Below are 25,429 nucleotides of genomic sequence, written 5' to 3' on the forward strand. Positions count from 1 at the left end.
CATCCATGCGGGCCCGGTTCAAGGGCAACGGCGAGATCACGTTCGAGAAGGTCGCCCTCGGCGACATCGCCGACGGCGACGTGCGACTGCGGGTCGACGTCTGCGCGCTCTGCGGGTCGGACAAGCGGCTGCTGCACAGCGGCTCGGCCGTCGTTCCCGGCCACGAGATCGGAGGCACGGTCGTCGGCGGCGCGCTGCCCGAGGGCACGCGCGGCATCGTCTACATCCCCGTCTTCTGCGGTACGTGCGTGCGCTGCGCCGCCGGCCGCACCAACCAGTGCCTCAACCTGTCGCAGCTGATCGGCTGGCAGCGTGACGGCGGTTTCGCCGAGCACGTGGACGTCCCCGCGCGTTGCGTCCTGCCCGTGCCGGACGACATCCCGCTGTCGGTCGCGGTCCTCGGGCTCGACACGGTCGGCACTGCCGCGCACGCCCTGCGGCTGGCGCTGCGGACTCAGGACTCGGTGGGCCGCGCGCTGGTCGTCGGCGCCGGGCCGCTCGGCCTCGGTGTCGTCGCGGTCGCCCAGGCCATGGGGCTCGCCGTGGACGCCTTCGACCCCAATCCCACCCGGCTCGAGGCCGCGACGACACTCGGTGCCACGGCCGCCGGTGACCTGTCCGCAGAGAACCAGTACGACATGGTCGTCGAGGTCAGCGGCGCGAACGCGGCCCGGGAGACGGCACAGCGGGTGATCCGGCCCGGTGGCACCGTCGTCGCGCTCGGCGAGTCGAACGAGCCGTACACGATGCCCGCGACGCCGCGCTGGCGGCGGACCGACTGCTACACCGTCCGGTCCTTCTACTTCCCGGTCGACGAGGTCGAGGCGAACTGGGAGCTGCTGCGCGTCATGGGCGCATCGCTGCGCGACCTCATCGTCAAACCACTCACCCTGCCCGACCTGCCCGAAGCGTTCGCCCGCTTCGTGGCCGGCGACTACGTCAAGCCCTGCATCGTGTCGGCGGACGCCCATCTCATGTCGGAGGCAACCCGATGAGCCTGTTGATCCTCGCCGTCGACCAGCGTCCCTGGCTCACCCAGGCCCTGTACGGCCACACCGCCACCGCACTGCCCGCGGAGCGCGCGGCGATCACCGACGGCAAGCACATGGTCCTCGAAGGACTGCTCGCCGCCCTCGAAGCCGAGCCCCGCCTGGCCGCGCACGCCGGAATCCTGGTCGACGAGCAGCTCGGGGCGGGCGTACCCGAGCGGGCCCGGGCCCATCACGTCACGCTGAGCATGCCGGTCGAGCGCGGTGGCTGCGACGTGTACGAGACCGAACCGGCCGACCTGCCAGGGTTCCTCGCCCACTTCCGCCCCGAGTTGCCCAAGGTACTGGTCCGCTACAACGTCGAAGGGTCGGCGTCGGACAACCGCGAGCAGCGGTCCCGGCTGGCCAAGGTCTCGCAGGCGGTTCGGGACTCCGGCGGCCGGTTCCTCTTCGAGCTGCTCGTGCCGCCGACGCCCGAGCAGCGGAACGTCCCGAGCGAGGTGTTCGACGCCGAGGTGCGGCCCGCGCTCATCCACCGGGCGATGGCGGAAATCGTCGAGGAGGTACCGGTCGACGTCTGGAAGCTGGAGCACCTCGGCGCGCCGGAGCACTACCGCACGGCGGCCGACCTTGCCGCGCAGAACGGCGGCGAATGCATCCTGCTGGGCGCGAACGCCCCGGCGGACACAGTCGACGGTTGGCTCACCGACGCCGCCGCCAACGGGTTCACGGGCTTCGCCATCGGCCGTAGCATCTGGTGGGACTCGCTGCGCGGACTTCTGGCCGGCGACCTGACGCGGCCCGAGGCGATCGCGGCGGTCGCTGCCAACTACCGCCACTTCGCAGGGACGTTCCTTCAGTGACCAGCTCTCTTCAGGCCGACCCGCAGCGCGTCGGTGAGGTGCTCTACAAGACCCTCCGCGACCGGATCATCTCCGGCGAACTGCGGCCGGGCGCGCGGCTGAGCGTCCCGGCCCTCGCCGAGGAGTTCCACGTCAGCCGCAGCCCGGTCCGGGACGCGGTGATCCGCCTCGTGCAGGAAAACCTGGTCGCCGAGACGATGAACCGCGGCGCGGAGGTCGCGCGCATCTCCCGTGCCGAACTGGTCAGCCTGTACGAGGCCCGCGAGGTCCTTGAAGGAGCTGTGGCCCGGCTGGCGACGGAGAAGTACCAGGCCTCGCTGCGACGCAGCCTGCTCGCCCTGCTCGCCGAGCACCGCACGGTCGCGGAGCAGGGCGACTTTTCCCGCCACATCGAGCTGGACGCGGCGTTCCACCGGGAGATCCGGCAGGCGGCGCAGAGCCCGGTGCTGGCCCGGATGCTCGACGGCGTCCAGGGCCGGGTCTTGGTGGCGATGCGCTCCACCAGCCTGACCGGCGGCATGATCCAGGCCGTTCACGACCACCAGGCCATCTTCGAGGCCATCGGCTCCGGCGACGCGGAAGCCGCCGAGGAGGCCGCCCGCCTGCACATCCGCCGACTGAGGGAGTTGCTCCGTGCTGCTGACTGAGGCCCGTTTCTTCGGCGCCGGCGACGTACGGCTGCTCAAGTCAGAGCCGGCCCCGCTCGGCCCGGAGGAGGTGGCGATCGCACCCCTCGCGGTCGGCGTCTGCGGCACCGACAGCCACATCGTCGCCGGCAGCTTCGCCGCCGCGCCGCAGGTCGTGCTCGGCCACGAGGTGTGCGGCCGGATCACCGAGGTGGGTGCGGCGGTCGACGGGCTCACCGTCGGCGACCTGGTCACCGTCGAACCACACGACTACTGCACCCGGTGCACGTACTGCCGCCTGGGGCAGGAACACCTCTGCGACAGCAAGCGGGGGTACGGCGTGAAGCTCGACGGCGGCATGACCGAGCGGATGGTGGTGCCGGCGCGGATCGCGTACCGGCTGCCGGCGGCGACGCCGCCGTGGATCGGGGCGCTGACCGAGCCGCTCGCCTGCTGCCTGCACGGGATGGACCAGCTGAACCCGCGCTCGGGGCTGCCGATCCTCATCTTCGGCGCCGGACCGGCCGGGGCGATGATGGTCGCCCTCGCCAAGGCCCGCGGACTCGCACCGGTCGTGGTGCTGGACCCGCGCGCCGACCGGCGGGAGGCCGCCCTGCGGATGGGCGCGGACGCCGCCCTCGACCCGGCGGCGCTGGACGAGGCCACCGCGCTGACCGACGGACTCGGCTTCCCGCACGTGATCGACGCGGTCGGCTCCGGCCGGATCCTGGAATCAGCCATCACCGTGTCGTCACGCGGCGGCCGGATCCTCGTCTTCGGAGTGGCTCGGCCCGACGACGAGGCCCGGGTACGCCCCAACGAGATCTTCGCGCGAGAGCTGACGCTCGTCGGTGCGGTGATCAACCCGTACACGCACCACCGCGCCGTGCAGATGCTGCCGACCCTGGGCCTGGACCGACTACGTCCGGCCTTCTACGGCCTGGACCAGCTACCGGAGGCCCTCGAAGCGCAGCGGACAGGCACGGCCGACAAGGTGTTCATCGCCCCGCACGGCACCGCCGCCGCACAGGGCTGACGAATCGGTGTCGGGACACGGGCTGGTCACCGCAAACATTCTGTAACGTCGGTCTCGGGCGCGACACAGGTGACTGCCGGCGGACGGGGTGCCTGGGTGGCCGCCCGGCCGACGGGGGCAAGATGGGCGGATGCTCGAGCCGATCGGTGTCCGCGCCGAGGACGAGAGGGTTTACCGCGAACTCCTGTCCCGCCCCGAGGCGTCCCAGCGCGACCTCGCCGCGGCACTCGACCGTGGCGCGGCCGAGGTGGGCAGCTCGTTGAGCAGGCTCGAGGAGCTGGGCCTGGTGCACCGGCTGCCCGGCCAGCCCGTCAGGATGCGGGCGGCGCGACCCGACGTCGCCGTCGACGCGCTGGTCGATCGACGCCGTGAGGAGCTGGCGCGCACGCAGCTCGCCGCGCGCGACCTGCTCGCCGAGATGCCCGCCGAGGAGCGGTTCCGCCCGGAGGAGATCGTCGAGGTGCTGGTCGGTGACGCAGCGATCGCTGCCCGGTTCGAGCACCTGCTCAGCACCACCCGGCACGAACTCATGGTGCTCGATCGCCCACCGTACGTCGCCGATCCCCGAGACGGTCGGACAAGTCGGTCCGCCGGCTCCTGCGCGAAAGTGCGGGTGCGCGGCATCTACGCCCCAGAGGCGCTGGAGCTGCCGGGTGCGCTCGAGGAGGTCCAGGACGCAGCCGGCGCGGGTGAGCAGTCCCGGGTGCACACCGACCTTCCGATGAAGCTGGCGATAGGCGACCGCCGGCTGGCGATCCTGCCGATCGGCGCGCAGAGCGGCGATGCGGCGGTCTGCATCCGGCCTTCCACCCTCCTCGACGCGCTGGTCCAGCTCTTCGAGCTGCTGTGGGCGCAGGCGACGCCGATTGTCGCCCCGGCACAGGAGGGCAGCTTCAGCGATCGCCAGCTCGCCGCGCTGCTCGCCTCAGGCGCGAAGGACGACGTGGTCGCCCGCCGGCTGGGCGCCAGCACCCGCACGCTCAGCCGCCGGATCGCCGAGCTGATGGACCACCTGCACGTCCGCACGCGGTTCCAGGCGGGCGTGCAGGCGGTCCGGCTCGGTTGGCTCGACAGCTCAGTGCACGACGTCGAAGGCCCGGACGATGGTCTGGTCGACCGCTGAGCCGCCGGTGTCCTCCGCGTGTAGCCGCAGCGACACCAGGCCGCTGCCCGCCGGCAGCTCGACGCGCCAGCCGTCGGTGCCGCGGGTGACGGCCGCCGGTCGCCAGGTCGCACCGTCGTCGTACGACGCGTCGATGGTCGGCTCGCCGGCCGGCGTGGACGGTACGCCGTCAGGGCGCCGCAGGCGCAGGTCGAACGCCACTCGGCCCTGGAGGTCGGCCCGTACCCGGTTGTGCAGGTCGACGCTGACGTCGTAATTCGGCAGCAGCAGCGGCTGGGTCTCCGCCGCACCCCCGGCGGTCGTCGCCGACGGGAAGCTCCAGGCGGTTTCGGTGTGTGTCGACAGCTCGTTCCAGGCCTGCGGGTTGTCCGCGGTGAACGAGATCGAGACACGAGACTCGCCGCCCGCAAGCCGGACCGTGCCGGAGGGGAGGTTGTCCGTCTCCCCGACCAGGGCTCCGTCGGCCCTGATCTCGAGATGGGTGCGCACCCCACTTGGGTGGGTGTACTCCGTTCCGTGGTTTCCGTCCGCGTCGGTGAAGCCGTCAACGGCCACGCGCAGTTGATCACCGGAGCGCTGGACGGGACGAGCGGGATTCGGGGCCGCCGTGATCGGCGCCCGGCCGAAGGGCAGCTGGTCCTGTTCGCGGTCCGAGTAAGCCTGGCGGCCCGGCATGGTCAGGTTCATCGGCAGCACTGGTGCCTTGGGGAACATCGCGTTGTAGGGGGATTCCGGAGCGAACACCGCGTAACTCCATGCCGTTTCCGGGTCGGGGATGCGGTACTCGGTGCGCGTCCCCGGCCCGCCCTTGAAGGGGAACACCGTCGAGACGACGAACGAGTTGCCGGGCTGCCACGGGTACGCCGCCTCGGAGAACGCCGAGGGAAGCGTCGGCTGCCCGTGAACCTGACGCACCTGAGTGGCGAGCTGCCCGAGGAGGGCGACGTAAGTGGGGTCCTCGGCGATCCGATCCTTCACCTTCAGGTAGAGGTCGTAGACATACAGGCTGGCCGGCTCTCCCTCGACGGTCACCATGGCTCCCTCAGGGAGGTGGGCGAGCGCGAGACCCTCCGCCCGGTTCAGCCGGATCGTCGGCACCTGCAGCTTGACCCCGGTGCCGCCCGGATCGCTGATGTCACCGGGGCCGTCGTTGCGGATCACGACCACGCCCGCACCGTGCGCGGCGGCATTGTTGGACTGTTCCGCGATCGACATGTCGGCGGAGTGCGTGACCAGCGCCAACGCGCCGTGCAGCTGCCGGCCGGCGAGATCGGCCGCCGTGGCGTGGCCGACGTCCACCACGGGGAGGAGGGACCGGCCGTTGACGACCGGGAAGTCCGAAGAGACGTCGGAGAACCAGGTCTGGTCGACGTACTCGGGGTGCAGGGTCGGCGCGGTCGGCGCGGACAGGGCGATGTCGGGCGCCTCCAGCCGGACCCGGGTGCGCGCCTGGAACGCCCCGATGGACACCTGCGGCGTCGGCTGCAGGTAGAAGTGCTGGTCGAGGAGGTATGCCGGGCGCATCTCCAGGTGGACCGCGGACCCGTCCGCGGCGGTGCGGTCGTAGCCGATGAGCATGGCGCCCTGCGGCGGCACCTTGGTGCTGCGCCCCGGGGTCGTGATCCTGAGCTGGCGAGCATCGCGGGCGTCGAACGCGAAGGTCCGCTCACCGCTCACCGTCGTCTCCGGCTCGCCCACGAGCGAGATGTTCTGGAACGTGCGGCTGCTTCCGACGGTCGGCTTCTCGGCGGGCAGAGTGGAGACGAACGCCATCACCGAGTACTCGCCGCGCGGTACGAGCACACAGGTGGTCCGGGCGAAAGTGGCCTCGGAGCAGTCGTTGCTCGGAGCCGGGTCGGTGGCGAGCTGCCGGGTCCACGCCGCGCCGTGCTCAAGGTCGAACACCGTGATGTAGGCCTGGGCGGCCCGGCCGTCCCGGCCCACTGCGGAGAAGTGCAGCGGCACGGCGTCGGCAGCGCTGGCGTCCAGAAGCGCGGCGTGGCCCTCGATCACGGTCGGCGTGCTGGCGACATCGGTCGTCTGGACGGTCGTGCCTGTCCTGCTCGTCGCGACCACGAGGCCCGGAGTCGCACCGTCGGCGCCGGGCAGCGCGGCGAGCGAGGTGGCGCCGGTGTCTCCGAGCGGCGTCAGGGCGACCTCGGCTCCGCCGCCCGTGGAGACAACCCGCGCGGCCGGCGCCGGGGCGGGGCCGTCAGTGGTGGCCGCGTTCGCCGCGGACCACGGCGCCGCGGTGAGCAGGCCGACCACGACGGCGAGCGAGGTGAGGGAGGCGGCGCTCGTCCGGTGCAGGGCCGAGAGTGGCATGGTCATGGGACTCCCAGTGGTCAAAGGTGCCTCCCCCTTTCATAGTCGAGCCTGTCGGCGGTGGACAGCATGACCGCTGGCGACTACCGGCCATGGCGACCGTTCGCCATCGGCTGGCCCGGCCCGATCTGACCGGTCCGCCTACCGCGAGGTCAGCGTGGTGGGCCGGCGGGACGTGGTTGAGGGGTACGGTGCCCGGGCGTGACGCCGTCTACTGCGTGGAACCACCGCCTCTGGAAACGTGGGAGTCACATGAGCATCCGCGTGTACCGCAACGCCGCCATCCACACGGGAGACAGCGGCAACCCGCTGGCGGAGGCCATGGCCGTGGACGGCGATCTCCTGCTGGCCGTCGGCGGCGAGGCGGAGGTGCGCGAGGCCGCGGGCCAGGGAGCGGAGCTGATCGACCTGGAGGGCGCCGCGGTGCTCCCCGGGCTCTACGACGCCCACATCCACACCGCGCAGTACGCGCAGAGCCTGGGCGCCGTGGACCTGCGCGGGGCGCGCTGCCTGGACGAGGCCCTCTCCCTGGTGGCCGCGCACGCGGCGCGGCTGCGGCCGGGCGCCTGGCTGTTCGGCGGCCGGTGGAACAGCAACACCTGGGATCCGCCGGCGCAGCCGGACAGGTACTCCCTGGACTCGGTCTGTCGTGAGCTGCCGGTCGCGTTGCCCAGCGTGGACGGCCACACGGTGTGGGCCAACTCGGCGGCCCTGCGGCTGGCCGGTATCGACGCCAGCACTCCCGACCCGGTGGGCGGCGAGATCGTCAGGGGCGCGAGCGGCGAGCCGACCGGCATTCTGCGCGAGGCGGCCTCGTACCCGCTGCGCGACCTCATGGTCTCCCCCGACCTGCGCGACCTGCTGCACACCGCGCAGGAGGAGCTGCTCGCGCTCGGCCTGACCAGCGTGCACGACATCGACGGCGAGGACTGCCGTGCCGCCTACCTGGCCCTACGCGACGCCGGCGAGCTGAAACTGCGCGTTCACAAGGCGATCCCGCTGGTTCACCTGGAGGCGGCCATCGCCGAGGGCCGCCGCACCGGGCAGGGCGACGACTGGATCCACACCGGCCCCGTGAAGATCTTCAGCGACGGGGCACTCGGCTCGCACACCTGCCACATGAGCAGGTCCTTCGCCGGCGAGCACGGCAACGTGGGCATCGCGGTCACCCCGAACGAGGATCTGGTCAGGCTGTTCGCCAGGGCCGCGGGTGCCGGCATCGCGGTGGCCACGCACGCCATCGGCGACCGGGCCAACCGCCTGGTCATCGACGCCTACGAGACGGTCGGCCGCACGCCGGGGCTGCGACACCGCATCGAGCACGCGCAGCACCTGCGACCCGCCGACCTGGCCAGAATGGCCACGCTGGGCATCGTCGCCTCGATGCAGCCCGGTGCACTGCACCAGCGACATCGATCTGGTCGACTCCCTGCTGGCCGGCCACGACCTGGCCTCCTACGCCTGGCGCGGGATGCTGAACGCCGGCGTCACGCTGGCGTTCGGCTCCGACGCCCCCGTCGAAAGTCCCAACCCCTTCGCCGCGCTGTACGCCGCGGTCACCCGTGCCCGCCCCGACGGCACACCCGCCGGCGGCTGGCAGCCTGAGCAGCGGCTGACCATGGCCGAGGCCGTCAGCGCCCACACCCTGGGCGCTGCCTGCGCCGCCAGCGAGCAAAACCGCAAGGGCATCCTCGCGCCCGGCAAACTTGCCGACTTCATCGCGGTGGACACCGACCCCTACCGGGAGTCGCCGGAGGCGGTGCTGCACACCAAGGTCATGACGACCGTCGTCGGCGGCGAAGTCCGCTGCCAGCAGCCCTGAAGCTGCTGAGACCATCCGACGTCCAGGTCCCCTTGGGCGGCGGCTCGTCGCCCAAGGGGACCTGCCGGTGATGGTCCCGAACCACCAACGGCCGTCGGCCGCAGCACGTCCGGCAGCGTCCTGCTGCGCCCCCGGCTCTGGTGCGGCCCGGGGCCGCCCTCAGGACAGCCGCTGCGCCCGGTGCAGGATCCGCTGGGCGACCACCACCAGAGCGAGGAACGCGCCGCTGACGACCTGCTGGAACGACGAGGTGAGCACGCCGATCTGGTTGATCAGGCTCTGGATGACCCCGAGCAGGAGCACGCCCGCCATCGTTCCGATGAGACCGCCGGAACCACCGGTGAGCAGCGTGCCGCCGATCACCACGGCGGCGATGACGTCGAGTTCCATGCCGGCGCCGAGGATGGTGACACCAGAGGACAGGCGGGCGGCGTTGAGGGCGCCCGCCAATCCGGCGAGCAGTCCGGAGATGAGATAGACGAGGACCTTGACCCGGGTGACCGGCACGCCCATGAGGACCGCGGCCTCCTCGCTGCCGCCGATGGCGTAGACGTTCTGGCCGAAGCCGGTGCGTTGCAGCAGCACCCCGCCCAGCAGGGCCAGACCCAGCGTGATCCAGACGGGCACGGTGAGGCCCAGGAAGGACGCCTGGCCCAGGGCGCTGAACGCGTCGTTCTGCACCAGGTAGGTGTTCGCCCCCTCGTCGGATACGGCGAGCATGAGGCCCCGCATGCCGAGCAGCCCGGCCAGGGTCACGATGAACGGTGCCATGCCGGTGCGTGCCACGATCAGCCCCTGCACCAGCCCGATCGCGCCGCACACACTGAGCGGCAGCAGCAGTGCGACGAGCAGCCCGTACCGGGAGCCGTAGGCGGCCAGCACCCCGGCGAGCACGAAGGACGAGCCGACGGAGAGATCGACGCCGCCGCTGATGATGACGAAGGTCATCCCGATCGCAACAATGGCCAGGAACGACGACGACACCACGATGTTCGCGGCGTTCTGCGGGGTGGCGAACGAGTCGAAGACGAGGGCCCCGACCACGACGGTGACCGCCAGCACCATGAGCGCGCCGTGGTGCTGCAGCAGGTGGCCGATCCGTTCGCGGCGCGACATGCCCGGCCCGCACCGCGCATCGGTGCCGGGGTCCGCGTCCGCAGCGGTAGTCGTTGTGGTGGTCATGCGCGCCTCCCTCGGGCGGCGTAGACGGCGGCCAGGATGATGACCGCCTGAACCATCTGGGTCCAGGACTGCGGCAGGTTGTGCTTGATGAGCGTGGCCTGGAGGAGCTGGATGAGCAGGGCGCCCATCACCGTGCCGAGCACGCGGACCCGGCCGCCGGTGAGCGGGGTGCCGCCGACGACCACGGCGGTGATCGCGGACAGCTCCATGAGCAGGCCCAGCGAGGTGGGGTCGCTGGCCTGCAGCCGGGACGTGGCCAGCACTCCGGCCACCGCGGCGAGCAGGCCGGAGATGACGTAGACCGTGACCAGGACGCGTCGCACCGGCAGGCCGGACAGCCGGCTCGCGGCCCGGTTGCCGCCCACGGCGACCAGTTGCCGGCCGAAGATGGTGCGCTTGATCAGGAACGCGACCAGTACGGTGAGCACCGCCGCGACGATGACCACGAGCGGCAGCCCCAGCACCGACCGGCTGCCAAGGGTGATCAGCGTGGGGTTGCGGAACTCGGTCAGCTGCGGCACCAGCACGTTCGCCACGCCGCGTACGCCGACCAGCAGCGCCAGCGTCGCCACGATCGGCTGCACCCCCACGTGCGCCACCAGCGCGCCGCCGGCTGCGCCGGCGGCCGCGCCGGCGATCAGGGCCGCGACGATCGCGACCGGAGCGCCGTAGCCGAGGTAGAGCACCACCATCGCCGAGGCGAGCGCCATGACGGCACCGACGGACAGGTCGATGCCCTCGGTGCCGATCACCAGCGCCATGCCGAGTGAGGTGATCACGACCGGCGCGACCTGGATGAGCTGCGTCCGGAAGTTCGCCACCTCCAGGAAGTGCGGCGTGAACACCACGTTGAAGAGCAGAAGCGCGAGCACCGACGCGTAGACGCCGTACTCCTGCAGCCACGCGAGCAGGCGTGCCCGCCCTCCCCACACGCGCGGCGCGGCCGCAAGCTCAGCCATCGGTCTCTCCCGTCGCGGCAATCGTCGCCATGATCGCTTCTTCCGTCACCTGGTCGCCGCTCAGCTCGCCCGCGACCGCGCCGTCACGCAGGACCACAACCCGGTCCGCCCCTTCGACGAGTTCCTCCAGATCGGATGAGATCAGCAGCACGCCGAGCCCTTCGGCCGCAAGCTCGTCGATGAGCGCCTGCACCTCGGCCTTGGCGCCGACGTCGATGCCCCGGGTCGGTTCGTCGAGCAGCAGGACCTTGGCGCCGGTGGCCAGTGACCGGGCCAGCAGGACCTTCTGCTGGTTGCCGCCGGACAACTCGGAGACCTTCTGGTACGGCGAGGCGGCCTTGATGCGCAGCCGCCGCATGAAGCTGTCGACGATCCGGTCGATCCGGGCGTCGGACACCACTCCGGAGCGGGACAGCTGGGGCAGGGCGGCCAGCGCGATGTTGTCCCGTACCGACAGGGTCGGCACGATCCCCTCGGCCTTGCGGTCCTCGGGGACGAGGCTGACGCCGGCCCGGATCGCCGCCGCCGGAGAGCCACGACGTACCTGTTGCCCGGCCACCGTCACCGTGCCGGCGTCGACCTGTAGGGCACCGGCGATCGCCTTGGCCGTCTCGCTGCGCCCGGCGCCCAGCAGCCCGCCCAGTCCCACCACCTCGCCGGGACGGACCTGCACGGACACGTCGCGCAGGACCGGCCGGCGTGACACCGAGCGGGCCTCGACGAGCGGCTCGCCGGCCGTGGTGGTGTGCTCGCCGGTGAACCTCGTCGCGCCATCCCGCCGGATCTCGGCGGGGTCGCGGCCGAGCATCAGGGCGACCAACTCCACCCGGGCCAGCTCGCCGAGCGGCCCGTCGTGCGCGACCCGGCCGTCGCGCAGCACGGTGACCCGGTCACAGATCCGGTACAGCTCGTCGAGGCGGTGGCTCACGTAGATCACCGAGATGCCCTCGGATCGCAGGTCGGCGATGACACCGAAGAGGGTGTCCACCTCCCGCGGTTCCAGGGCCGAGGTCGGCTCGTCCATGATCACCACGCGGGCCTCGATCGAGACGGCGCGGGCAAGGGCCACCATCTGCTGGGTGCCCATGCCGAGCGAGCACAGCGGGCGGCGCACGTCGGTACGGATGCCGTACCGGGTCATCACCCGCTCAGCCTCGGCGTACAGCTGCGTCGTGTCGATCACCCCGAGCCGGCTGCACGGTTCCCGCCCGAGCAGCAGGTTGTGCGCGAGGCTCATCTGCGGGACCAGGTTGACCTCCTGGTAGATGGTCGAGATCCCGGCCCGCTGGGCGGCGAGGGGATTGTCGAAGGTGACCGGCTCGTCGCGCAGCAGCAGCGTCCCACGGTCCGGCCGGTACACGCCAGTGAGGACCTTGATCAGGGTGGACTTGCCGGCGCCGTTCTCGCCGACGAGGGCGTGGACCTGCCCCGCGTCCAGCCGGAAGGACACGTCGTCGAGGGCGAGGACGCCGGGGAATCCCTTCGAGATTCCCCGGGCCTCCAGAACCGCGGTCGCCATCAGTACGCGTTTCCCAGGCTCTCCTTGGCGTTCGCCGCGGTGTACTCCTGGTCACTGATGATCACGGTGGCCGGGATCCCCTCCCCGTCGAGGAACTTCTGGGTGGTGGAGAAGGCGAGCGGGCCGAAGCGCGGGTTCGACTCGACGACCGCCGACAGCCAGCCGTCGACGATGCCCTGCGCGGCGGCGCGGGTGCCGTCCACCGACACGATCTTGACCTGGCCGGGCGACTTGCCGGCGCCCTTGAGCGCCGTCACCGCACCGAGCGCCATCTCGTCGTTCTCGGCGTAGATGCCCTTGGTGCCGGGTCGGGACTGGATCAGCTGCTCGGTGACCTGCTGACCCTTCTCCCGGGTGAATTCGCCCGTCTGCTCGAACGAGATGGTGATGCCGGGTGCCTTCTCCTGGATGCGGTCCTTGAAACCCTTCGTCCGGTCGGTGGTGACGTTGTTGCCGGGCGCGCCGAGGAGGATGGCGACCTCACCCTGGCCGCCGAGGGCCTGGACCATCTGGTCGGCAGCCCGCTTGCCCTGCTCGTAGAAGTCCGACCCGATGAAGGTGAGGTAGTCGGTGCACGGTTGAGCGTTGATCTTGCGGTCGATGGTGATGATCGGGATCTTCTTCTCCGCCGCCTGCTTCAGCACCGGTTCCCAGCCGTCGGAGTTCAACGGCGCGATGACCAGCAGCTTGGCGCCCTGGGCGATGAGTTGCTGAACATCCGAGATCTGCTTGGAAAACTGGGACTGGGCGTTGGTGACCCGCAGGTTGGCGATGCCGAGCTTGGCGGCCTCGTCCTTGATGGACTTGGTCTCGGCGATGCGGAACGGGTTGGCTTCCTTCTCCGACTGGGAGAAGCCGATTACGTCCTTCTTGAGGTCGAACTTCTGCCCGCCGAAACTCTGCAGGGTGCAGGTCGGGCCGGTGGCGCCCGCGCTCTGCACGACCTGCTGGCCCGCGCTGCCGGCTGGTGTGGGCGTGTCGCCGCTGTCCTCGCTCTTGGCGCACGCCGCGGTGGTGAGCAGGGCGGCCAGCGCGACCGCCGCCAATCCGGATGTCCTGGACATTAGAGGTCCTTTCGCTGAGGGATTCTTCATCGGAATTGCGGCGTGGAAACCCGGCCGTTCAGGGCCGGGAGGAAACGCCGCTGTCTCCCGTTGATGTGTGTCTTACATGGACGGTTGGTAGGGTGTGAGGCATGGGTGGGGTGGTGAAGCGGGCGTTCAGGTACCGCTTCTACCCGTCCGCCGAACAGGCTGGGCAGTTGAACCGCACCTTCGGGTGCGTGCGTCTGGTGTACAACCGGGCGTTGGAGGCCCGCACTCGGGCGTGGGTGGTTGACCGTCAGCGCACCACGTACGTGCAGTCCTCGGCGTGGCTGACCGAGTGGAAGCGCACGCAGGAGTTGGCGTTCCTCAACGAGGTCAGTTCGGTGCCGTTGCAGCAGACGCTGCGGCACTTGCAGGCCGGGTTCGCGGCGTTCTGGGACAAGCGGTCCCGGTATCCGAGGTTCAAGTCCAAGCGCAAGTCGCGGGCGTCGGCGGAGTTCACCTGCTCCGCGTTCCGTTGGCGTGACGGTCAGCTCACTCTGGCCAAGATGGACGCTCCGTTGAACATCGTGTGGTCGCGGCCTCTGCCCGAAGGGGCGGAACCTTCCACGGTCACCGTGTCTCGGGATGCCGCCGGCCGCTGGTTGGTGTCCCTGCTGGTGGAGGACCCGACGGTGAAGCCCCTGCCGCCCGTTGCGGCGGAGGTGGGTGTGGACGCGGGCATCACCAGCCTGATCACCCTGTCCCACCCTCTTGCCGGCGTGAGCGACGAACACGGCAAGGTAGCCAACCCGCGTTACGGGCAGGCCGACCGGCGCAAGCTGGCCAAGGCCCAGCGGGACCTGGCCCGCAAACAGGACGGCTCCGCGAACCGGGCCAAGGCCCGAATGAAGGTCGCCCGCATCCATGCCCGTATCGCCGACCGGCGGCGGGACCACCTGCACAAGCTGACCACCCGACTCGTCCGTGAGAACCAAACGGTCGTGATCGAAGACCTCAGCGTGCGTACCATGCTCCGCAACCGCCGCCTGGCCCGCGTCATTTCCGACGCGAGTTGGAGTCAGTTCCGCAGCATGCTGGAGTACAAAGCCCAGTGGTACGGGCGTGAGGTGATCCCCGTCGACCGGTGGTACCCGTCGTCCAAGACCTGCTCCGTGTGCGGACGGATCAACACCACCCTCGCCCTCAATGTCCGCGCCTGGACGTGCCCGGATTGCGGGGCCGAGCACGACCGGGACATCAACGCTGCCAAGAACATCCTCGCCGCCGGGCTGGCGGAGAGGTAAAACGCCTGCGGAGCTGATGTAAGACCTCAAGGGAAACCTCCCGGCAAGGCAGTCGGCGATGAAACAGGAAACCTCACGGGCGACCGTGAGAACCCCGGCCCTCCAAGGCCGGAAGGATGTCAATCGGCAGGGGGATACAGCGCACAGGTCTCGACGGCGCCCTTCGGCTGGCTCGGGCTCTGCCAGCGCAGGTGCAGGTTCGAGCCGCCGTAGTGCTCGAAGTACTCGACCTTGATGTCGTAGCTGGTCCCCGCCCGCAGGGTGATCGGGGCGGCGGTCCGCTCGACGTCCCAGTTGTCCATCCAGTTGTCGATCAACAGTCGCCCGTCGACCCACAGCCGGAAGCCGTTGTCGCCGATCATCGAGAAGGTGTAGGTCTCCGAGTACCTGGGCACGATCGAGCCGGTCCACCGGACCGTGACGTCGTCGGACTGGCCGGTGCGCTGCCGCAGGACCGGTTCGAGATCGTCGAAGTCGAGGTTGGGGTCGACCGCGGACGATTTCAGCGCACCGAAGTCGAAGGCCCCCGGTCCCGTACTCACGTAGTAGTCGCCGCGCAGGCCGCGCGGCTGCGCCGGGTCGTAGCCGACCTCGACGGTCGCCCGGGCGTGCGTCGGCTGCCGCACCCCGCCGACGGTGTAGACAGCCTCGCCGGTCAGCGCCGCGTCGTCGCACGGCGCCACACCGTCCGCCGGGCGGACCGACCACCTGGTGGTGATCGTCCCGACCGGTGGCACGCGCCGGGTGAGCACGGCGTCCAGGGGCGTCACCGTCCATCCGCGCGGCGCCGCGAGGCTGACCGAGACGTCCTCGGCGGGCCGGTCGGACCGGTTGGTGAACGTGGTGGTCACGGTGGTGGCCTGGCCCGGCCGCACCGACACCTGGCCGCCGTCGCCGACGACGAATCCGGCGGCCGCGCTGGAGGTGCTCCATGCCTGCAGTTCGTTGACGCCGACGAACGCCCCGACGGGGTTGGTGAAGAGCAGCCGGAGCCGGTCGGTCGTCAGCGCCGGGAAGGTGATCCGGTTGAGGCCGTTCCCGATCGGCTGCTGGCTGGAACGGCGCTGCTCCGGGACGTCGACCCAGGCGCCGTCGGTCCAGTACTGCAACCGGTAGTCCGCCGCGGCCTGTACGCCGCCCCCGTCGTCGTAGCCGTACCAGCGCACGTCCTGGACCCGGGTCGGGCCGCCGAAGTCGACGCCGTACCAGTCCTGCGCGTTGGGCGACCGGTAGTTGGTCCACCGGGTGTTTTGCGGCACCTCGTTGAACCACACCTTGCCGTCGAGCGCGTTCCAGGGATTGTCGTACGGCGAGGTGTAGGACGCGATGGGCTTTGGGTAGCCGGTGCGCAGGGAATTCGCCGCGTCGTTGACCAGGCGTACGGTCTGCGGGGCCGGTTCGGTCGCGCCGACCGGCACGGTGAGCGGGCCGGGCTCGGCGGCCACCGTACGCAGCGCGCCGTCGACGTACACGCGCAGCCCGGCGCCCTGCCCGTAGTGGGAACCGTCGCGATCCCACAGGACCGTCACGTTGTGCCCGTGGTAGGGCACGTTCTCGATCGCGTAGTGGTCCCAGGCGTCCGGCACCAGCGGCTTCAGCTTCAGCGTGCCGCCGTCCTGTGGGCGCAGGCCGAGCAGACCCGAGATGACCAGGTCGGTGTACGACGAATGGAGGTAGTCCTCGCTGTGCGAGTGTCCGTCGTAGATCCAGCGTTTCTCGTCCGGGTGGTGTGCCTCGGCGACGTACGGCCGGCCGTCGCGGTACTGGGTGAGCGCATAGGTCCGCAGCAGGGCGTAGTAGTCATCGCGGCCGATGTCGTCCTGCGCCGGCTGGTCGTCGAGCAGGTTCGCCAGGCCGGTCAGCGCCTGTGAGGTGCTGTACGGCCAGGACGGTCCGTCCCAGTGGCAGCACCCCTGGGCGGCCTCGCTCATGAAGTAGGGGCTGCGCCGTTCGACCGTCGTCGGCCCGTACGCCGAGGCGAAGCCCTGCGGGTCCAGCAGCTGCCGCCAGGCCACCGAGTCGGCCGGCTCGGCCAGGCCGAACTGCCACGGGATGAAGCCGACCTCGGTGCGGACCTGCTGCCGCTCGTGGGTCGGGTTGTTCTCGTCGACGATGTCCAGCCAGAACTTCGCCTCCGGGTCCCACAGCCACCGGTGCGCGTTGGCCTTGAGCGCCGCCGCACGCCCGGCGTACTCGGCGGCGACCTTCTCGTCGCCGTTGCGCCGGGCGATCGCGCTGATCGCCAGCGCGTCGCCGTACTGGTAGGCGTTGATGGACGGCCGGAAGGTGTGCACGCCGCCGAAGTGGTCGCTGGAGGCGTAGCTCGCCGGGGAAAGCTCCTTGGCGTCCCAGACCGGGCGCTGCCAGTAGAGCCCCAGCTCCGGATCGAAGTGGTTGTCCCAATCGCGGTACTGGGCGATCAGGGCGTCCTGCAGGCGCTGGAGGAAGGCGAAGTCGCCGGTCACCTGCGCGCGATGGTGGGCGGCCGTCGCCGCCCAGAAGCTGTACTCGTGCGCCCAGTCGGGCGCCTCGGGGTTGACCGTCTGCGGCCGCTGCCCAGGGCCGGTGAGCCAGAACGTCAGATAGTCGTTCAGGTAGCTCCGGTCGCGCACCCAACGACCCTCGGTGACGTGGTGCCCGGCTGCGGCGTTGATGGCCTGGTACGGCGCGGCGTACCCGCAGCAGTCGAGGAATTCGGTCAGCACCCAGCCGTCGGTCGGGCCGGTGTAGCGCAGGTGCTCCTTCCACACCCGCCAGCGGTAGTAGTAGACGTCCTGGATCTGCTGGTCGGGCAGGTCCACGAAGGGGATGTTCGCCTCGTACCAGGCCGGCTCGGCGTACCCGGTCAGGTAGCGCCGGTGGTCGAGGAAGTGGGTGCCCGCGCCGACGGTGGGATACGGCGACGCGGCAGCCAGCGGCGGCGGGCCCTCCGGCGGTGCGGCGGCGCCGGGGGCGGCCGTCGCCGCCGCGGTCAACACCGCGGCGACGACGGCGACGAGGCCGGTCTGCCTCACTTGCTGGCTCCCGCTGCGTAGAGCTGGGCGACCTCGGCGGCGGACAGGGCGCGGTCGTAGACCTGCACCTGGTCGATCGCGCCGCGCCAGTAGTCGACCGGGCCGCTGTTGTACCAGGCCCGTCCGATGACCGTCGGTCCGCTGGACGCCTCGCCCAGGCAGGAGCTGGCCGTGCCGGCCCGCTGCCCGTCGACGTAGAGCGTCAGCGTGCCGGTGGCGGCGTCCCGCACGCCGACCAGGTGGTACCAGCGGCCGGTCTGCGGTGCGGTCGGCGCGAGCGCCCGGACCCCGGCGAAGCTGAACGCGAACCGGTTGTCCGCGCCGGAGTACTGCAGGAAGAAGGCGCTGTGGTTGCTGCCGTCCTGGCTCACCGCGGTGGCGAACCCGCCGAGGCTGTCCAGCTTCACCCAGGCGGACGCGGTGTAGTTGCCGGTGGTGTCGAGGATCGCGGCGCGGGTGTCGACGTACTGGTTCACGCCGTTGAGCTGCACCGCGCTGCCGGAGTGGCCGGTGGTCCACGTCGCGCCGTTCATCAGCGTCCCGTCGTGGTTGCCGGCCTTGTCGTCGGTCACCGTGCCGGTGCCCTCGTCCAGCGGCCACCAGCCCACCCCGGTCAGCCCGGGCGTGCCCGGCGGCAGCTGCGGCGCGTTCGCGCCGGTGCCGTCGACCGAGCGGACGATGGCGCGGTTGACGTCCCGGACCCGGTCGAAGTCCATCTTCTGGATCTGGCGGTCGTAGGTGTAGAACCCGTTGACCTCGTGCTCCACGTCGGTGGTCTGGGTGTAGACACCGCCGGAGAGCCCGCAGCGGTTGGCCACGGTCAGCAGGTCGCGCTGGTTCTCCACGTAGCGATGGGTGAGGGTGGCGCTGTCCGGCGTCATCTCGTAGCCGTGCCCGTCGCCGAACCACATGTGGCCGGGCACCTCCAGCCCGAGGCCGCCGTGCTCGCCGTCCACGGCGACCCGGTCCCCGCTGGGGATCGGTGAGGCCGGGCCGAGGTACTGGTGGAAGTCGATGATGTCGCCGCGCCCCGAGTCGCCCTTGGAGGCGCAGCAGTTCACGCCGCTGTGCGCGTTGACCATCCGGCTCGGGTCCTGGGCGCGCAGCTCGTCGGCGATCCGGCCGGTAGCGGTGCGGTCCCACTCGCCCCAGCCCTCGTTGAACGGCACCCAGACCGTGATGGACGTCCAGCTCTGGTGCTCGTCGACGATCTCCTTCAGCTGCCGCTCGAACTCCTGCTGCGCGTCGACCGGCGGGATACCGCCGGTACGCATGGCGGGCATGTCCTGCCACACCATGAGGCCCAGCCGGTCGGCCCAGTAGTACCACCGGTCCGGCTCCACCTTGATGTGCTTGCGAATCGTGTTGAAGCCGAGCCGCTTGGTCTCGGCGATGTCGAAGCGCAGCGCCTCATCGGTCGGCGCGGTGTAGATGCCGTCCGGCCAGAAACCCTGGTCCAGGGTAGACAAGTTGAACAGAATCTTGCCGTTGAGGGCCAGGTGGAGCTTGCCGTCCGCGCCCTTGACCTTGGTCACCTCGCGCATGCCGAAGTAGGACTCGACCCGGTCGACCTCCTTCGGGCCGTCCAGCACCCGCACCGTCAGGTCATAGAGGTACGGCGAGTCGGGCGACCAGAGCTGCGGGTTCGGCACCGGGACGCGCAGCTCGGCGCCGGCCGGTCCCGAGGCGCGGCCGACGACCCTGTTGCCGGCGTACGCGACGGCCTCGACCGTACGGCCGTCGCCCTCGGCGACCTGCGCGGTGAGCCGGAGGCTAGCGTCGTCCACGTCGGGCGTCATCCGTAGCCGGTCGACGTGGCTCGCCGGCACCGGCTCCATCCAGACGCTCTGCCAGATGCCGGACGACGAGGTGTAGAAGATTCCCCGGTCCGGCACGTTGCGCTGCTTGCCGATCGGCTGCCAGGTCTTGTCGGTGCGGTCCTCGACGCCGACCACCAACTCCTGGGCGTTCCGGCCGCGCAGGGCGTCGGTGACGTCGACGCTGAAGCTGTCGTAGCCGCCACGGTGGGTGGCGACCTGGACGCCGTTGACCCAGACCGTGGCGTCGTAGTCGACGGCGCCGAAGTTGAGGCGCAGCCGCTCGTCGCCGCCGATCCGCCAGTTCGCCGGCACCTGGAAGGAGCGCCGGTACCACATGCGGTCCTCGTGCCGCTGAATGCCGGACAGCGCCGACTCGATCGGGTACGGCACGAGCACCCGCTCGCTGAGCTGCTCGCCGATCGGCGGGGCTTCGCCTTCCTGTGCCCCCGCGAACTGCCAGACCCCGTTCAGGCTCTCCCACCTCTTACGGACCAGCTGCGGGCGGGGGTAGTCGGGAAGCGCGTTGTCCGGCGACACCTGGCCGGTCCACGGCGTGGCGATCGGTGGTGTGCCCGGATGCCAGGTCGCCTCGGCGCGCGCGACCCCTGGCACGCCGCCGATCACGCAGGCCGCGGCGATCAGCGCGGTGGCTGCTCTTCTCATCGTTCAGGGCCCCTTTCTCACGAGCATGGCGTGAGAGCGCAGGCCGCAGCGCCCGGGCCCGGGCCAGCGGTGGAGCCGGCCAGGCCGGGTGGAGGCCTGCCTGAAATCGTTGAGAAACAATCAACCACCGTCACGATCCCAAGTCAATACCATTCGATCAGATCCGGTCAGAAACGATCCGGGGGCGCTTTCACCAGGGTCCGGAGCGGTGCAGAGTACGATCAGAAGCAGACCGACCCGTTCACGAAGAGAGGACAACGTGGCACCTGGCGACGACTCCCGGACGGCGACCGAGGGCCGGCGAACCATGTTCGCCGCCGAGCGCCGGCAACGCATCCTCGAACTGATGCACGCCAACGGTGCGGTCTCACTGCGGGACATCGCCCAGGCCGTCCAGTCCTCAGAGGTCACCGTGCGACGTGACCTGCGGATCCTGGAGGCCGACGGGCTGCTCAACCGCCATCACGGCGGCGCGACCCTGCCCGGCGCGCTGGCCACCCCACCCGGCGCGCTGTCCCGGGAACCCACCTACGCCCAGAAGGCCCAGGTCGCCGCCGCCGAGAAGGCCGCCATCGCCGAGCTCGCCGCCTCGCTCGTCGAGGACGGCGACGCCATCGTCATCGGCGCCGGCACCACCACCCAGCTCTTCGCCCAACAGCTCACCCGGTACGCCGAGCTCGCCGTCGTGACCAACTCGCTGCTGGTGGCCCAGGCGCTCGCCAACGCGCCGCGGGTCGAGGTCGTCCTCACCGGCGGCACGCTGCGCGGCGCCATCCTCGCGCTGGTGGGCAGCGCCGCCGAGCGCTCGCTCGCCGGTCTACGGGTGCGCCGGGCCTTCATCTCGGGCAACGGTCTCACTCCCGAACGGGGCGTCTCCACGCCGAACATGCAGGTCGCCAGCGTCGACCGGGCGCTCGCCGCGGCCGCCGAGGAAATCGTCGTACTCGCCGACCACACCAAGATCGGAGTCGACACCATGGTGCAGACCATCCCCACGGACGAGATCGACCACCTCGTGACCGACGACGCCGCCCCCCGCGACGTGCTCGACGAACTGGCCAACCGGGCCGTCCGGCTGCACGTCGCCCGCCCCTGACGTCTTTACCTTTGCACCCGCCGTGCGCAATCATTCGCCTCAGCCGACTCGCCGGCCGCTACGAGGAGGCACCGTGGCAGGCAGCAGCACCGTGATCGAAGCCGCAGGCGTGGTCCGCGACTTCCCCGGCACACGCGCCCTCGACCACGTCTCGATCACGCTCCGGCGGGGCGAGGTGCACGCCGTTCTCGGCGAGAACGGCGCCGGCAAGTCGACGCTGGTCAAGGTGCTCTGCGGCATCGACCGACCGGACGCCGGGGTGCTCCGGCTGCACGGCACGCCGGTACGCTTCTCCTCCCCCCGCGACGCCGAGCGCGCCGGGATAGGCGCGGTCCACCAGGAGGCCAATCTCGTCCCCCAGATGAGCATCGCCCGCAACCTGTTCCTGGGCCGCGAACCGCGCCACCGGCTCGGCCTCATCAACGTCGCGCGAATGAACACCCGGGCGCGCGACATCATGGCCGGCTGCGGCCTGAGGATCGACGTACGACAGCCCCTCGAGTCGTTCGACGCCGGGATCCAGCAGTTGGTCGCCGTGGCCCGCGCGGTCGCCACCGGCACCTCGGTGATCGTCCTCGACGAGCCCACCGCCGGCCTGGACGACGACCAGGTCGAACGACTGCTCAGCATGCTCGACACGCTGCGCGACCAGGGCCGGTCGATCGTCTACGTCAGCCACCGTCTCACCGAGATCGAGCGGATCTGCGACCGGGCCACCGTGCTGCGCGACGGCCGGCTGGTACACACCGGCCCGCTCGCCGGCCTCGACCGGATGCGACTCGTGTCGCTGATGCTCGGCCGCCGGGTGGCGCTCGGGGCGACCGCCCCCGGCGGCGCATCAGCCGTCGAGCCCGCCGACCCGCCGATCCTGCAGGCCACCGGCCTCACCCGCCGCCACGTGCTCGGCGGCGTGTCGATCAACCTCCGACCGGGCGAGGTCGTCGGCCTCAGCGGCCTGCTGGGCGCCGGTCGGAGCGAGACGGCGAAGGCGATCGCCGGCGCCATGCCGCTGGACGCCGGGCAGGTGACCGTCTCCGGCGCCCGCCTGCGCCAGCGCTCGATCGCCGGCGCCGTCCGCGCCGGAGTGGGACTGCTGCCGCAGAACCGTACGACCGAGGGCATCATCGCCTCGCTGTCGGTCCGCGACAACATCGCGCTCGCCGCACTCCCCCGACTCTCCCGCGCCGGCATCGTCTCCGAGGCCCGGCTCGACCGGATCGTCGAGAACTTCACGCGGCGGCTACGGATCAAGGCGACCAGCCCGCACCAGCCGGTCGGGGAACTCTCCGGCGGCAACCAGCAGAAGGTGCTGCTGGCACGCTGGCTCGCCACCCACCCGCGGGTGCTGATGCTCGACGAGCCCACCCGTGGCATCGACATCGGCACCAAGTCCGAAGTGCAGGCCCTCATCGACGATCTCGCGGTGGACGGGCTGGCGGTCATGCTGATCTCCTCCGACCTGGAGGAACTCGTCGGTTCCTGCGACCGCGTCCTGGTGCTGCGCGACGGCGCCGTCGCCGGTCAGTTGACCGGCCCGAACGTCACCGAGAAGAACATCATGGCGCTGCTCGCGGCGACCTGACCACCGCCGCACACGACGTGAACGACGGCCCCTCCGGTCACGACACGACCCTGCCCCTGCCGAAAACCTCATCCGCCCTGGTGGGAGTCGGTGTACGGGGTGTCAGGGATCTTGACCCAGTTGTTTGCGCTGGGATCTCGGTCGGCTGGTGATCGCTGCGGCATGATGGTCCGCCGTGCTGCTGCGACTGGCTTACTTGGATGGACGAACGTGTTCGCGGTGCTGCGCCTGCTACCGATGAGCAATCGGGACAAGGATGTGGAGATCCTTGCCTGCGCCATCAGATCACCGTACTGGAGCGCCAGCTCGGCAAGGAGAAGGTGCGGTTCGACGCGACTGATCGGGCGTTCCTGGCGGCGCTGCTGCACCGGCTGCCGCGCGACGTGCTGCGCGAGGTGCGGCTGCTGGTGCGTCCGGATACGGTGCTGCGCTGGCACCGCGACCAGGTCACCCGCCGCCACGCGGCCCGGTCCCGGTCCAAGCGCCCGGGCCGGCCGCGGGCCGTGCGCTCCATCCGCACCCTGGCCTTACGCCTGGCGCGGGAGAACCCCAGCTGGGGGTACCGCAGAATCCACGGCGAACTGCTGGTTCTGGGGGTGAAGGTGGCCGCCTCCACGGTGTGGGAGATCTTGAAGGAGGCAGGCATCGACCCGGCACCCGAGCGCGCCTCCAGCACCTGGCCGACTTCCTGGGCTCCCGGGCTGACGCCCTGCTGGCATGCGACTTCCTCGAGACGGTCACCCTCACCGGGGCGCGGATGTACGTGCTCGCGGTGATAGAGCACGGCAGTCGCCGAGTCCGGATCCTGGGCGCCACCCCGCACCCGACCGCCGTATGGACGGTGCAGGCCGCGAAGAACCTCGTCATGGACCTCGAAGACGCCGGTTACCGAGCGCGGTTCATGATCCGAGACCGGGACGGCAAGTTCCCCGCGCTGTTCGACGCCGTCCTCACCGAGTCGGGGATCGAAATCGTGCGCAGCGGCGTCCGAATGCCAAGAATGAACTCGGTCATGGAGCGGTGGGTGCAGACCTGCAGGCGAGAACTCCTCGACAGGACCTTGATCTGGAATCAGCGCCACCTGCTCCACGCCCTGCACGAGTTCGAACAGTTCTACAACGGGCACCGCCCGCACCAGGGCATTGCGAACGCCCGTCCGCTCCGCTCGCTACCTGCGCCGATCGCCGATCCACACAAGATCACCCATCTCGACATACGCCGACGTGATCGGCTCGGCGGCATCCTCCATCAGTACGAACATGCCGCCTGACCTGTGCGGATGGGGTTTTCGGCAAGGGCAACCACCCTGCCAGCCGTCTTGACCTGGGCGGGAATCAGCGATGATCCGGCTCGGGCGAACGAGACACGGACGGCGCGGGTGCGGGCGGTCGAGGCCGGCCTGGCAGCGCTACCACAGGTCGCCGCGCAAACCGGGGCGGACCAGAACAGCGTCGACCGGCTGCGCGCGGACTACGAGAGCGTCCTTGATGAGGCTCGCTCCGACGATCGGAAACGGGCCGTAGCACAGGCGCGGGAGATAGAGAGCGAATCACCACCTCGCCTGACCGTCCCGTACGGCTTTCGGTGCCCGCCTGGCCCGCCGCTGCAACGGCCCCGACGGACCGCTATCGGCCGGCATGTGCCTGCGCGATGGCCGGCGTGCGGTCGGTGCTCGGGGCGAGCAGGGCCAGCCTGGTCTCCTGGTCGACGTGCTTGGTGAGGTTGGCCCCGACCTCGGTGATGATGACCTCGAGGGTGGGCCAGACCTCGCCGTGCAGGAGGTGCCCGCCGACGGTGGTGCCGTCCCGGCGGCCGAGAACCGTGTGTATGTGCAGGGCGATCTTGCCGCGGTCGTCGGCGATGTCGCCGAGCAGTGACAGGACCTCGACCTGTTCGGGCACCGGGATGCGGTCGTAGGCGCGCCGCTCGCGGTCGAAGTAGCCCACCTCCGCCGAGCGGAACCCGCCGACTGCCGTGACCCTCGCCCCCCGGATGTCGCACTGCTGTGCCGCTTGGTGGATGGCGGTCACCGCGTCCTCGCCCTTATCGACGGCGACGACCACTACGCGCCGGCCGCTGTCGGCCAATTCTAGTGTCTCCATAATCCTGCCTCCCCTACTTTGCCGGTGAGCTGCGGTTACACCTCCGCCGCCCAGCGGCCCAGCCGTTCCCGGTGTCGTGCCATCTGCGATACCCGTTGCTGGTGCCGCCATTTCGATCTCGGAGCAGATCATTTTCCTGCGAGGGCCGACACTTGGGTCGTCACGTCTTAGGGCGTTTCCCGACCCGGCCACCGGGTAGCACAATGCCCCCACGCAGGGACGTGCCGAGTCTCCTCCTCAGGGTGCGGGGTACGTGTTCAGCCTGAGGTGAGTCGCTGATCGGGACCTGTTGTCCACTGTGGCTGGCGTGCTGGCATGATCTTCGGGTGTCGTCCGAGCCGCAGCGTCCCTCTTATGAGGATCTTGTGGGGATGCT

Annotated in this window: 19 protein-coding genes and 1 pseudogene; 12 read left to right on the top strand and 8 right to left on the bottom strand. The window is 70.6% G+C overall.

The features are described from left to right. Positions 1–5: 5 nt before the first annotated feature. The 5 genes from DKT69_RS10890 (at position 6) to DKT69_RS10910 (ending at position 4,637) form a co-directional block, all read left to right on the top strand. Complete coding sequence (locus DKT69_RS10890; RefSeq protein ID WP_109801442.1) at positions 6–995, top strand: alcohol dehydrogenase catalytic domain-containing protein; 990 nt, start codon at positions 6–8, stop codon at positions 993–995. Next, a complete protein-coding gene (locus DKT69_RS10895) occupies positions 992–1,852 on the top strand; it encodes a 2-deoxy-5-keto-D-gluconate 6-phosphate aldolase domain-containing protein (protein WP_201749577.1) in 861 nt (286 codons plus the stop codon). Before DKT69_RS10890 ends, DKT69_RS10895 begins: the two co-directional genes overlap by 4 nt. Further along, positions 1,849–2,499, top strand: coding sequence for a GntR family transcriptional regulator (locus DKT69_RS10900; RefSeq protein WP_161557807.1), 651 nt, complete (start codon positions 1,849–1,851; stop codon positions 2,497–2,499). The genes DKT69_RS10895 and DKT69_RS10900 overlap by 4 nt, the downstream gene beginning before the upstream one ends. Further along, positions 2,486–3,514 (top strand): alcohol dehydrogenase catalytic domain-containing protein, encoded by a 1,029-nt coding sequence (locus tag DKT69_RS10905; protein WP_109801444.1) that lies wholly within the window; start codon positions 2,486–2,488, stop codon positions 3,512–3,514. Before DKT69_RS10900 ends, DKT69_RS10905 begins: the two co-directional genes overlap by 14 nt. A 130-nt stretch (positions 3,515–3,644) precedes the next feature. Beyond that, positions 3,645–4,637, top strand: coding sequence for a helix-turn-helix domain-containing protein (locus tag DKT69_RS10910; protein WP_109801445.1), 993 nt, complete (start codon positions 3,645–3,647; stop codon positions 4,635–4,637). Here the strand turns inward: DKT69_RS10910 and DKT69_RS10915 are convergent. Then, complete coding sequence (locus DKT69_RS10915) at positions 4,590–6,968, bottom strand: PA domain-containing protein (protein ID WP_146231035.1); 2,379 nt, start codon at positions 6,966–6,968, stop codon at positions 4,590–4,592. The genes DKT69_RS10910 and DKT69_RS10915 overlap by 48 nt on opposite strands. A 315-nt stretch (positions 6,969–7,283) precedes the next feature. Here DKT69_RS10915 and DKT69_RS40605 point away from each other — a divergent pair. Next, a pseudogene (locus DKT69_RS40605) lies at positions 7,284–8,252 on the top strand (amidohydrolase); the annotation flags it as partial. 103 nt (positions 8,253–8,355) lie between these two features. After that, a complete protein-coding gene (locus DKT69_RS40610) occupies positions 8,356–8,784 on the top strand; it encodes an amidohydrolase family protein (protein WP_255420194.1) in 429 nt (142 codons plus the stop codon). Between the two features lie 159 nt (positions 8,785–8,943). Here the strand turns inward: DKT69_RS40610 and DKT69_RS10925 are convergent, their stop codons facing one another. From DKT69_RS10925 to DKT69_RS10940, 4 genes are read right to left on the bottom strand one after another with little or no spacing between them, the layout of a single operon-like run. After that, entirely contained in the window at positions 8,944–9,966 is a 1,023-nt protein-coding gene (locus tag DKT69_RS10925; protein WP_109801447.1) for an ABC transporter permease, read from the bottom strand. Further along, positions 9,963–10,925 (bottom strand): ABC transporter permease, encoded by a 963-nt coding sequence (locus DKT69_RS10930; RefSeq protein ID WP_109801448.1) that lies wholly within the window; start codon positions 10,923–10,925, stop codon positions 9,963–9,965. The genes DKT69_RS10925 and DKT69_RS10930 overlap by 4 nt, the downstream gene beginning before the upstream one ends. After that, the gene (locus DKT69_RS10935) at positions 10,918–12,444 is read right to left on the bottom strand and encodes a sugar ABC transporter ATP-binding protein (protein WP_109801449.1); all 1,527 of its coding nucleotides are present in this window, start codon (positions 12,442–12,444) and stop codon (positions 10,918–10,920) included. Before DKT69_RS10935 ends, DKT69_RS10930 begins: the two co-directional genes overlap by 8 nt. Then, the gene (locus tag DKT69_RS10940; RefSeq protein WP_201749578.1) at positions 12,444–13,508 is read right to left on the bottom strand and encodes an ABC transporter substrate-binding protein; all 1,065 of its coding nucleotides are present in this window, start codon (positions 13,506–13,508) and stop codon (positions 12,444–12,446) included. The genes DKT69_RS10935 and DKT69_RS10940 overlap by 1 nt, the downstream gene beginning before the upstream one ends. Positions 13,509–13,639: 131 nt before the next feature. Between DKT69_RS10940 and DKT69_RS10945 the strand changes: the two genes are divergently transcribed. After that, positions 13,640–14,776, top strand: coding sequence for an RNA-guided endonuclease InsQ/TnpB family protein (locus DKT69_RS10945; protein WP_109801451.1), 1,137 nt, complete (start codon positions 13,640–13,642; stop codon positions 14,774–14,776). A gap of 119 nt (positions 14,777–14,895) precedes the next feature. On the opposite strand, the gene DKT69_RS10950 is transcribed toward DKT69_RS10945, so the two are convergent. Both DKT69_RS10950 and DKT69_RS10955 read right to left on the bottom strand, forming a co-directional pair. Next, on the bottom strand, positions 14,896–17,790 hold the full coding sequence (locus DKT69_RS10950; RefSeq protein ID WP_109801452.1) for an MGH1-like glycoside hydrolase domain-containing protein: 2,895 nt from the start codon (positions 17,788–17,790) through the stop codon (positions 14,896–14,898). Further along, positions 17,787–20,273, bottom strand: a complete 2,487-nt coding sequence (locus DKT69_RS10955) for a LamG-like jellyroll fold domain-containing protein (RefSeq protein WP_109801453.1) — start codon at positions 20,271–20,273, stop codon at positions 17,787–17,789. The genes DKT69_RS10950 and DKT69_RS10955 overlap by 4 nt, the downstream gene beginning before the upstream one ends. Positions 20,274–20,532: 259 nt before the next feature. Between DKT69_RS10955 and DKT69_RS10960 the strand changes: the two genes are divergently transcribed. The 4 genes from DKT69_RS10960 to DKT69_RS10975 all read left to right on the top strand — a co-directional run bounded on the left by DKT69_RS10960 (position 20,533) and on the right by DKT69_RS10975 (position 24,221). Beyond that, entirely contained in the window at positions 20,533–21,369 is an 837-nt protein-coding gene (locus DKT69_RS10960) for a DeoR/GlpR family DNA-binding transcription regulator (RefSeq protein ID WP_201749579.1), read from the top strand. A gap of 73 nt (positions 21,370–21,442) precedes the next feature. Next, the gene (locus DKT69_RS10965; protein WP_109801455.1) at positions 21,443–22,951 is read left to right on the top strand and encodes a sugar ABC transporter ATP-binding protein; all 1,509 of its coding nucleotides are present in this window, start codon (positions 21,443–21,445) and stop codon (positions 22,949–22,951) included. 200 nt (positions 22,952–23,151) lie between these two features. Beyond that, on the top strand, positions 23,152–23,727 hold the full coding sequence (locus tag DKT69_RS39665; protein WP_236647641.1) for a helix-turn-helix domain-containing protein: 576 nt from the start codon (positions 23,152–23,154) through the stop codon (positions 23,725–23,727). Next, positions 23,709–24,221, top strand: coding sequence for an integrase core domain-containing protein (locus tag DKT69_RS10975; RefSeq protein ID WP_201749580.1), 513 nt, complete (start codon positions 23,709–23,711; stop codon positions 24,219–24,221). The genes DKT69_RS39665 and DKT69_RS10975 overlap by 19 nt, the downstream gene beginning before the upstream one ends. A gap of 355 nt (positions 24,222–24,576) precedes the next feature. Here the strand turns inward: DKT69_RS10975 and DKT69_RS10980 are convergent, their stop codons facing one another. Continuing rightward, on the bottom strand, positions 24,577–25,053 hold the full coding sequence (locus DKT69_RS10980) for a PPC domain-containing DNA-binding protein (RefSeq protein ID WP_161557808.1): 477 nt from the start codon (positions 25,051–25,053) through the stop codon (positions 24,577–24,579). Positions 25,054–25,429: the final 376 nt, after the last annotated feature.

The sequence above is a fragment of the Micromonospora sicca genome (assembly GCF_003172935.1).
GTDB lineage: Bacteria > Actinomycetota > Actinomycetes > Mycobacteriales > Micromonosporaceae > Micromonospora > Micromonospora sicca.

Coding starts and splice junctions, on each gene's coding strand:
- DKT69_RS10890 (WP_109801442.1), top strand. CDS start 6: ATGCGGGCCCGGTTCAAGGGCAACGGCGAGATCACGTTCGAGAAGGTC.
- DKT69_RS10895 (WP_201749577.1), top strand. CDS start 992: ATGAGCCTGTTGATCCTCGCCGTCGACCAGCGTCCCTGGCTCACCCAG.
- DKT69_RS10910 (WP_109801445.1), top strand. CDS start 3,645: ATGCTCGAGCCGATCGGTGTCCGCGCCGAGGACGAGAGGGTTTACCGC.
- DKT69_RS10915 (WP_146231035.1), bottom strand. CDS start 6,968: ATGACCATGCCACTCTCGGCCCTGCACCGGACGAGCGCCGCCTCCCTC.
- DKT69_RS10925 (WP_109801447.1), bottom strand. CDS start 9,966: ATGACCACCACAACGACTACCGCTGCGGACGCGGACCCCGGCACCGAT.
- DKT69_RS10930 (WP_109801448.1), bottom strand. CDS start 10,925: ATGGCTGAGCTTGCGGCCGCGCCGCGCGTGTGGGGAGGGCGGGCACGC.
- DKT69_RS10935 (WP_109801449.1), bottom strand. CDS start 12,444: ATGGCGACCGCGGTTCTGGAGGCCCGGGGAATCTCGAAGGGATTCCCC.
- DKT69_RS10940 (WP_201749578.1), bottom strand. CDS start 13,508: ATGTCCAGGACATCCGGATTGGCGGCGGTCGCGCTGGCCGCCCTGCTC.
- DKT69_RS10945 (WP_109801451.1), top strand. CDS start 13,640: ATGGGTGGGGTGGTGAAGCGGGCGTTCAGGTACCGCTTCTACCCGTCC.
- DKT69_RS10955 (WP_109801453.1), bottom strand. CDS start 20,273: ATGAGAAGAGCAGCCACCGCGCTGATCGCCGCGGCCTGCGTGATCGGC.
- DKT69_RS39665 (WP_236647641.1), top strand. CDS start 23,152: ATGGACGAACGTGTTCGCGGTGCTGCGCCTGCTACCGATGAGCAATCG.
- DKT69_RS10975 (WP_201749580.1), top strand. CDS start 23,709: ATGTACGTGCTCGCGGTGATAGAGCACGGCAGTCGCCGAGTCCGGATC.
- DKT69_RS10980 (WP_161557808.1), bottom strand. CDS start 25,053: ATGGAGACACTAGAATTGGCCGACAGCGGCCGGCGCGTAGTGGTCGTC.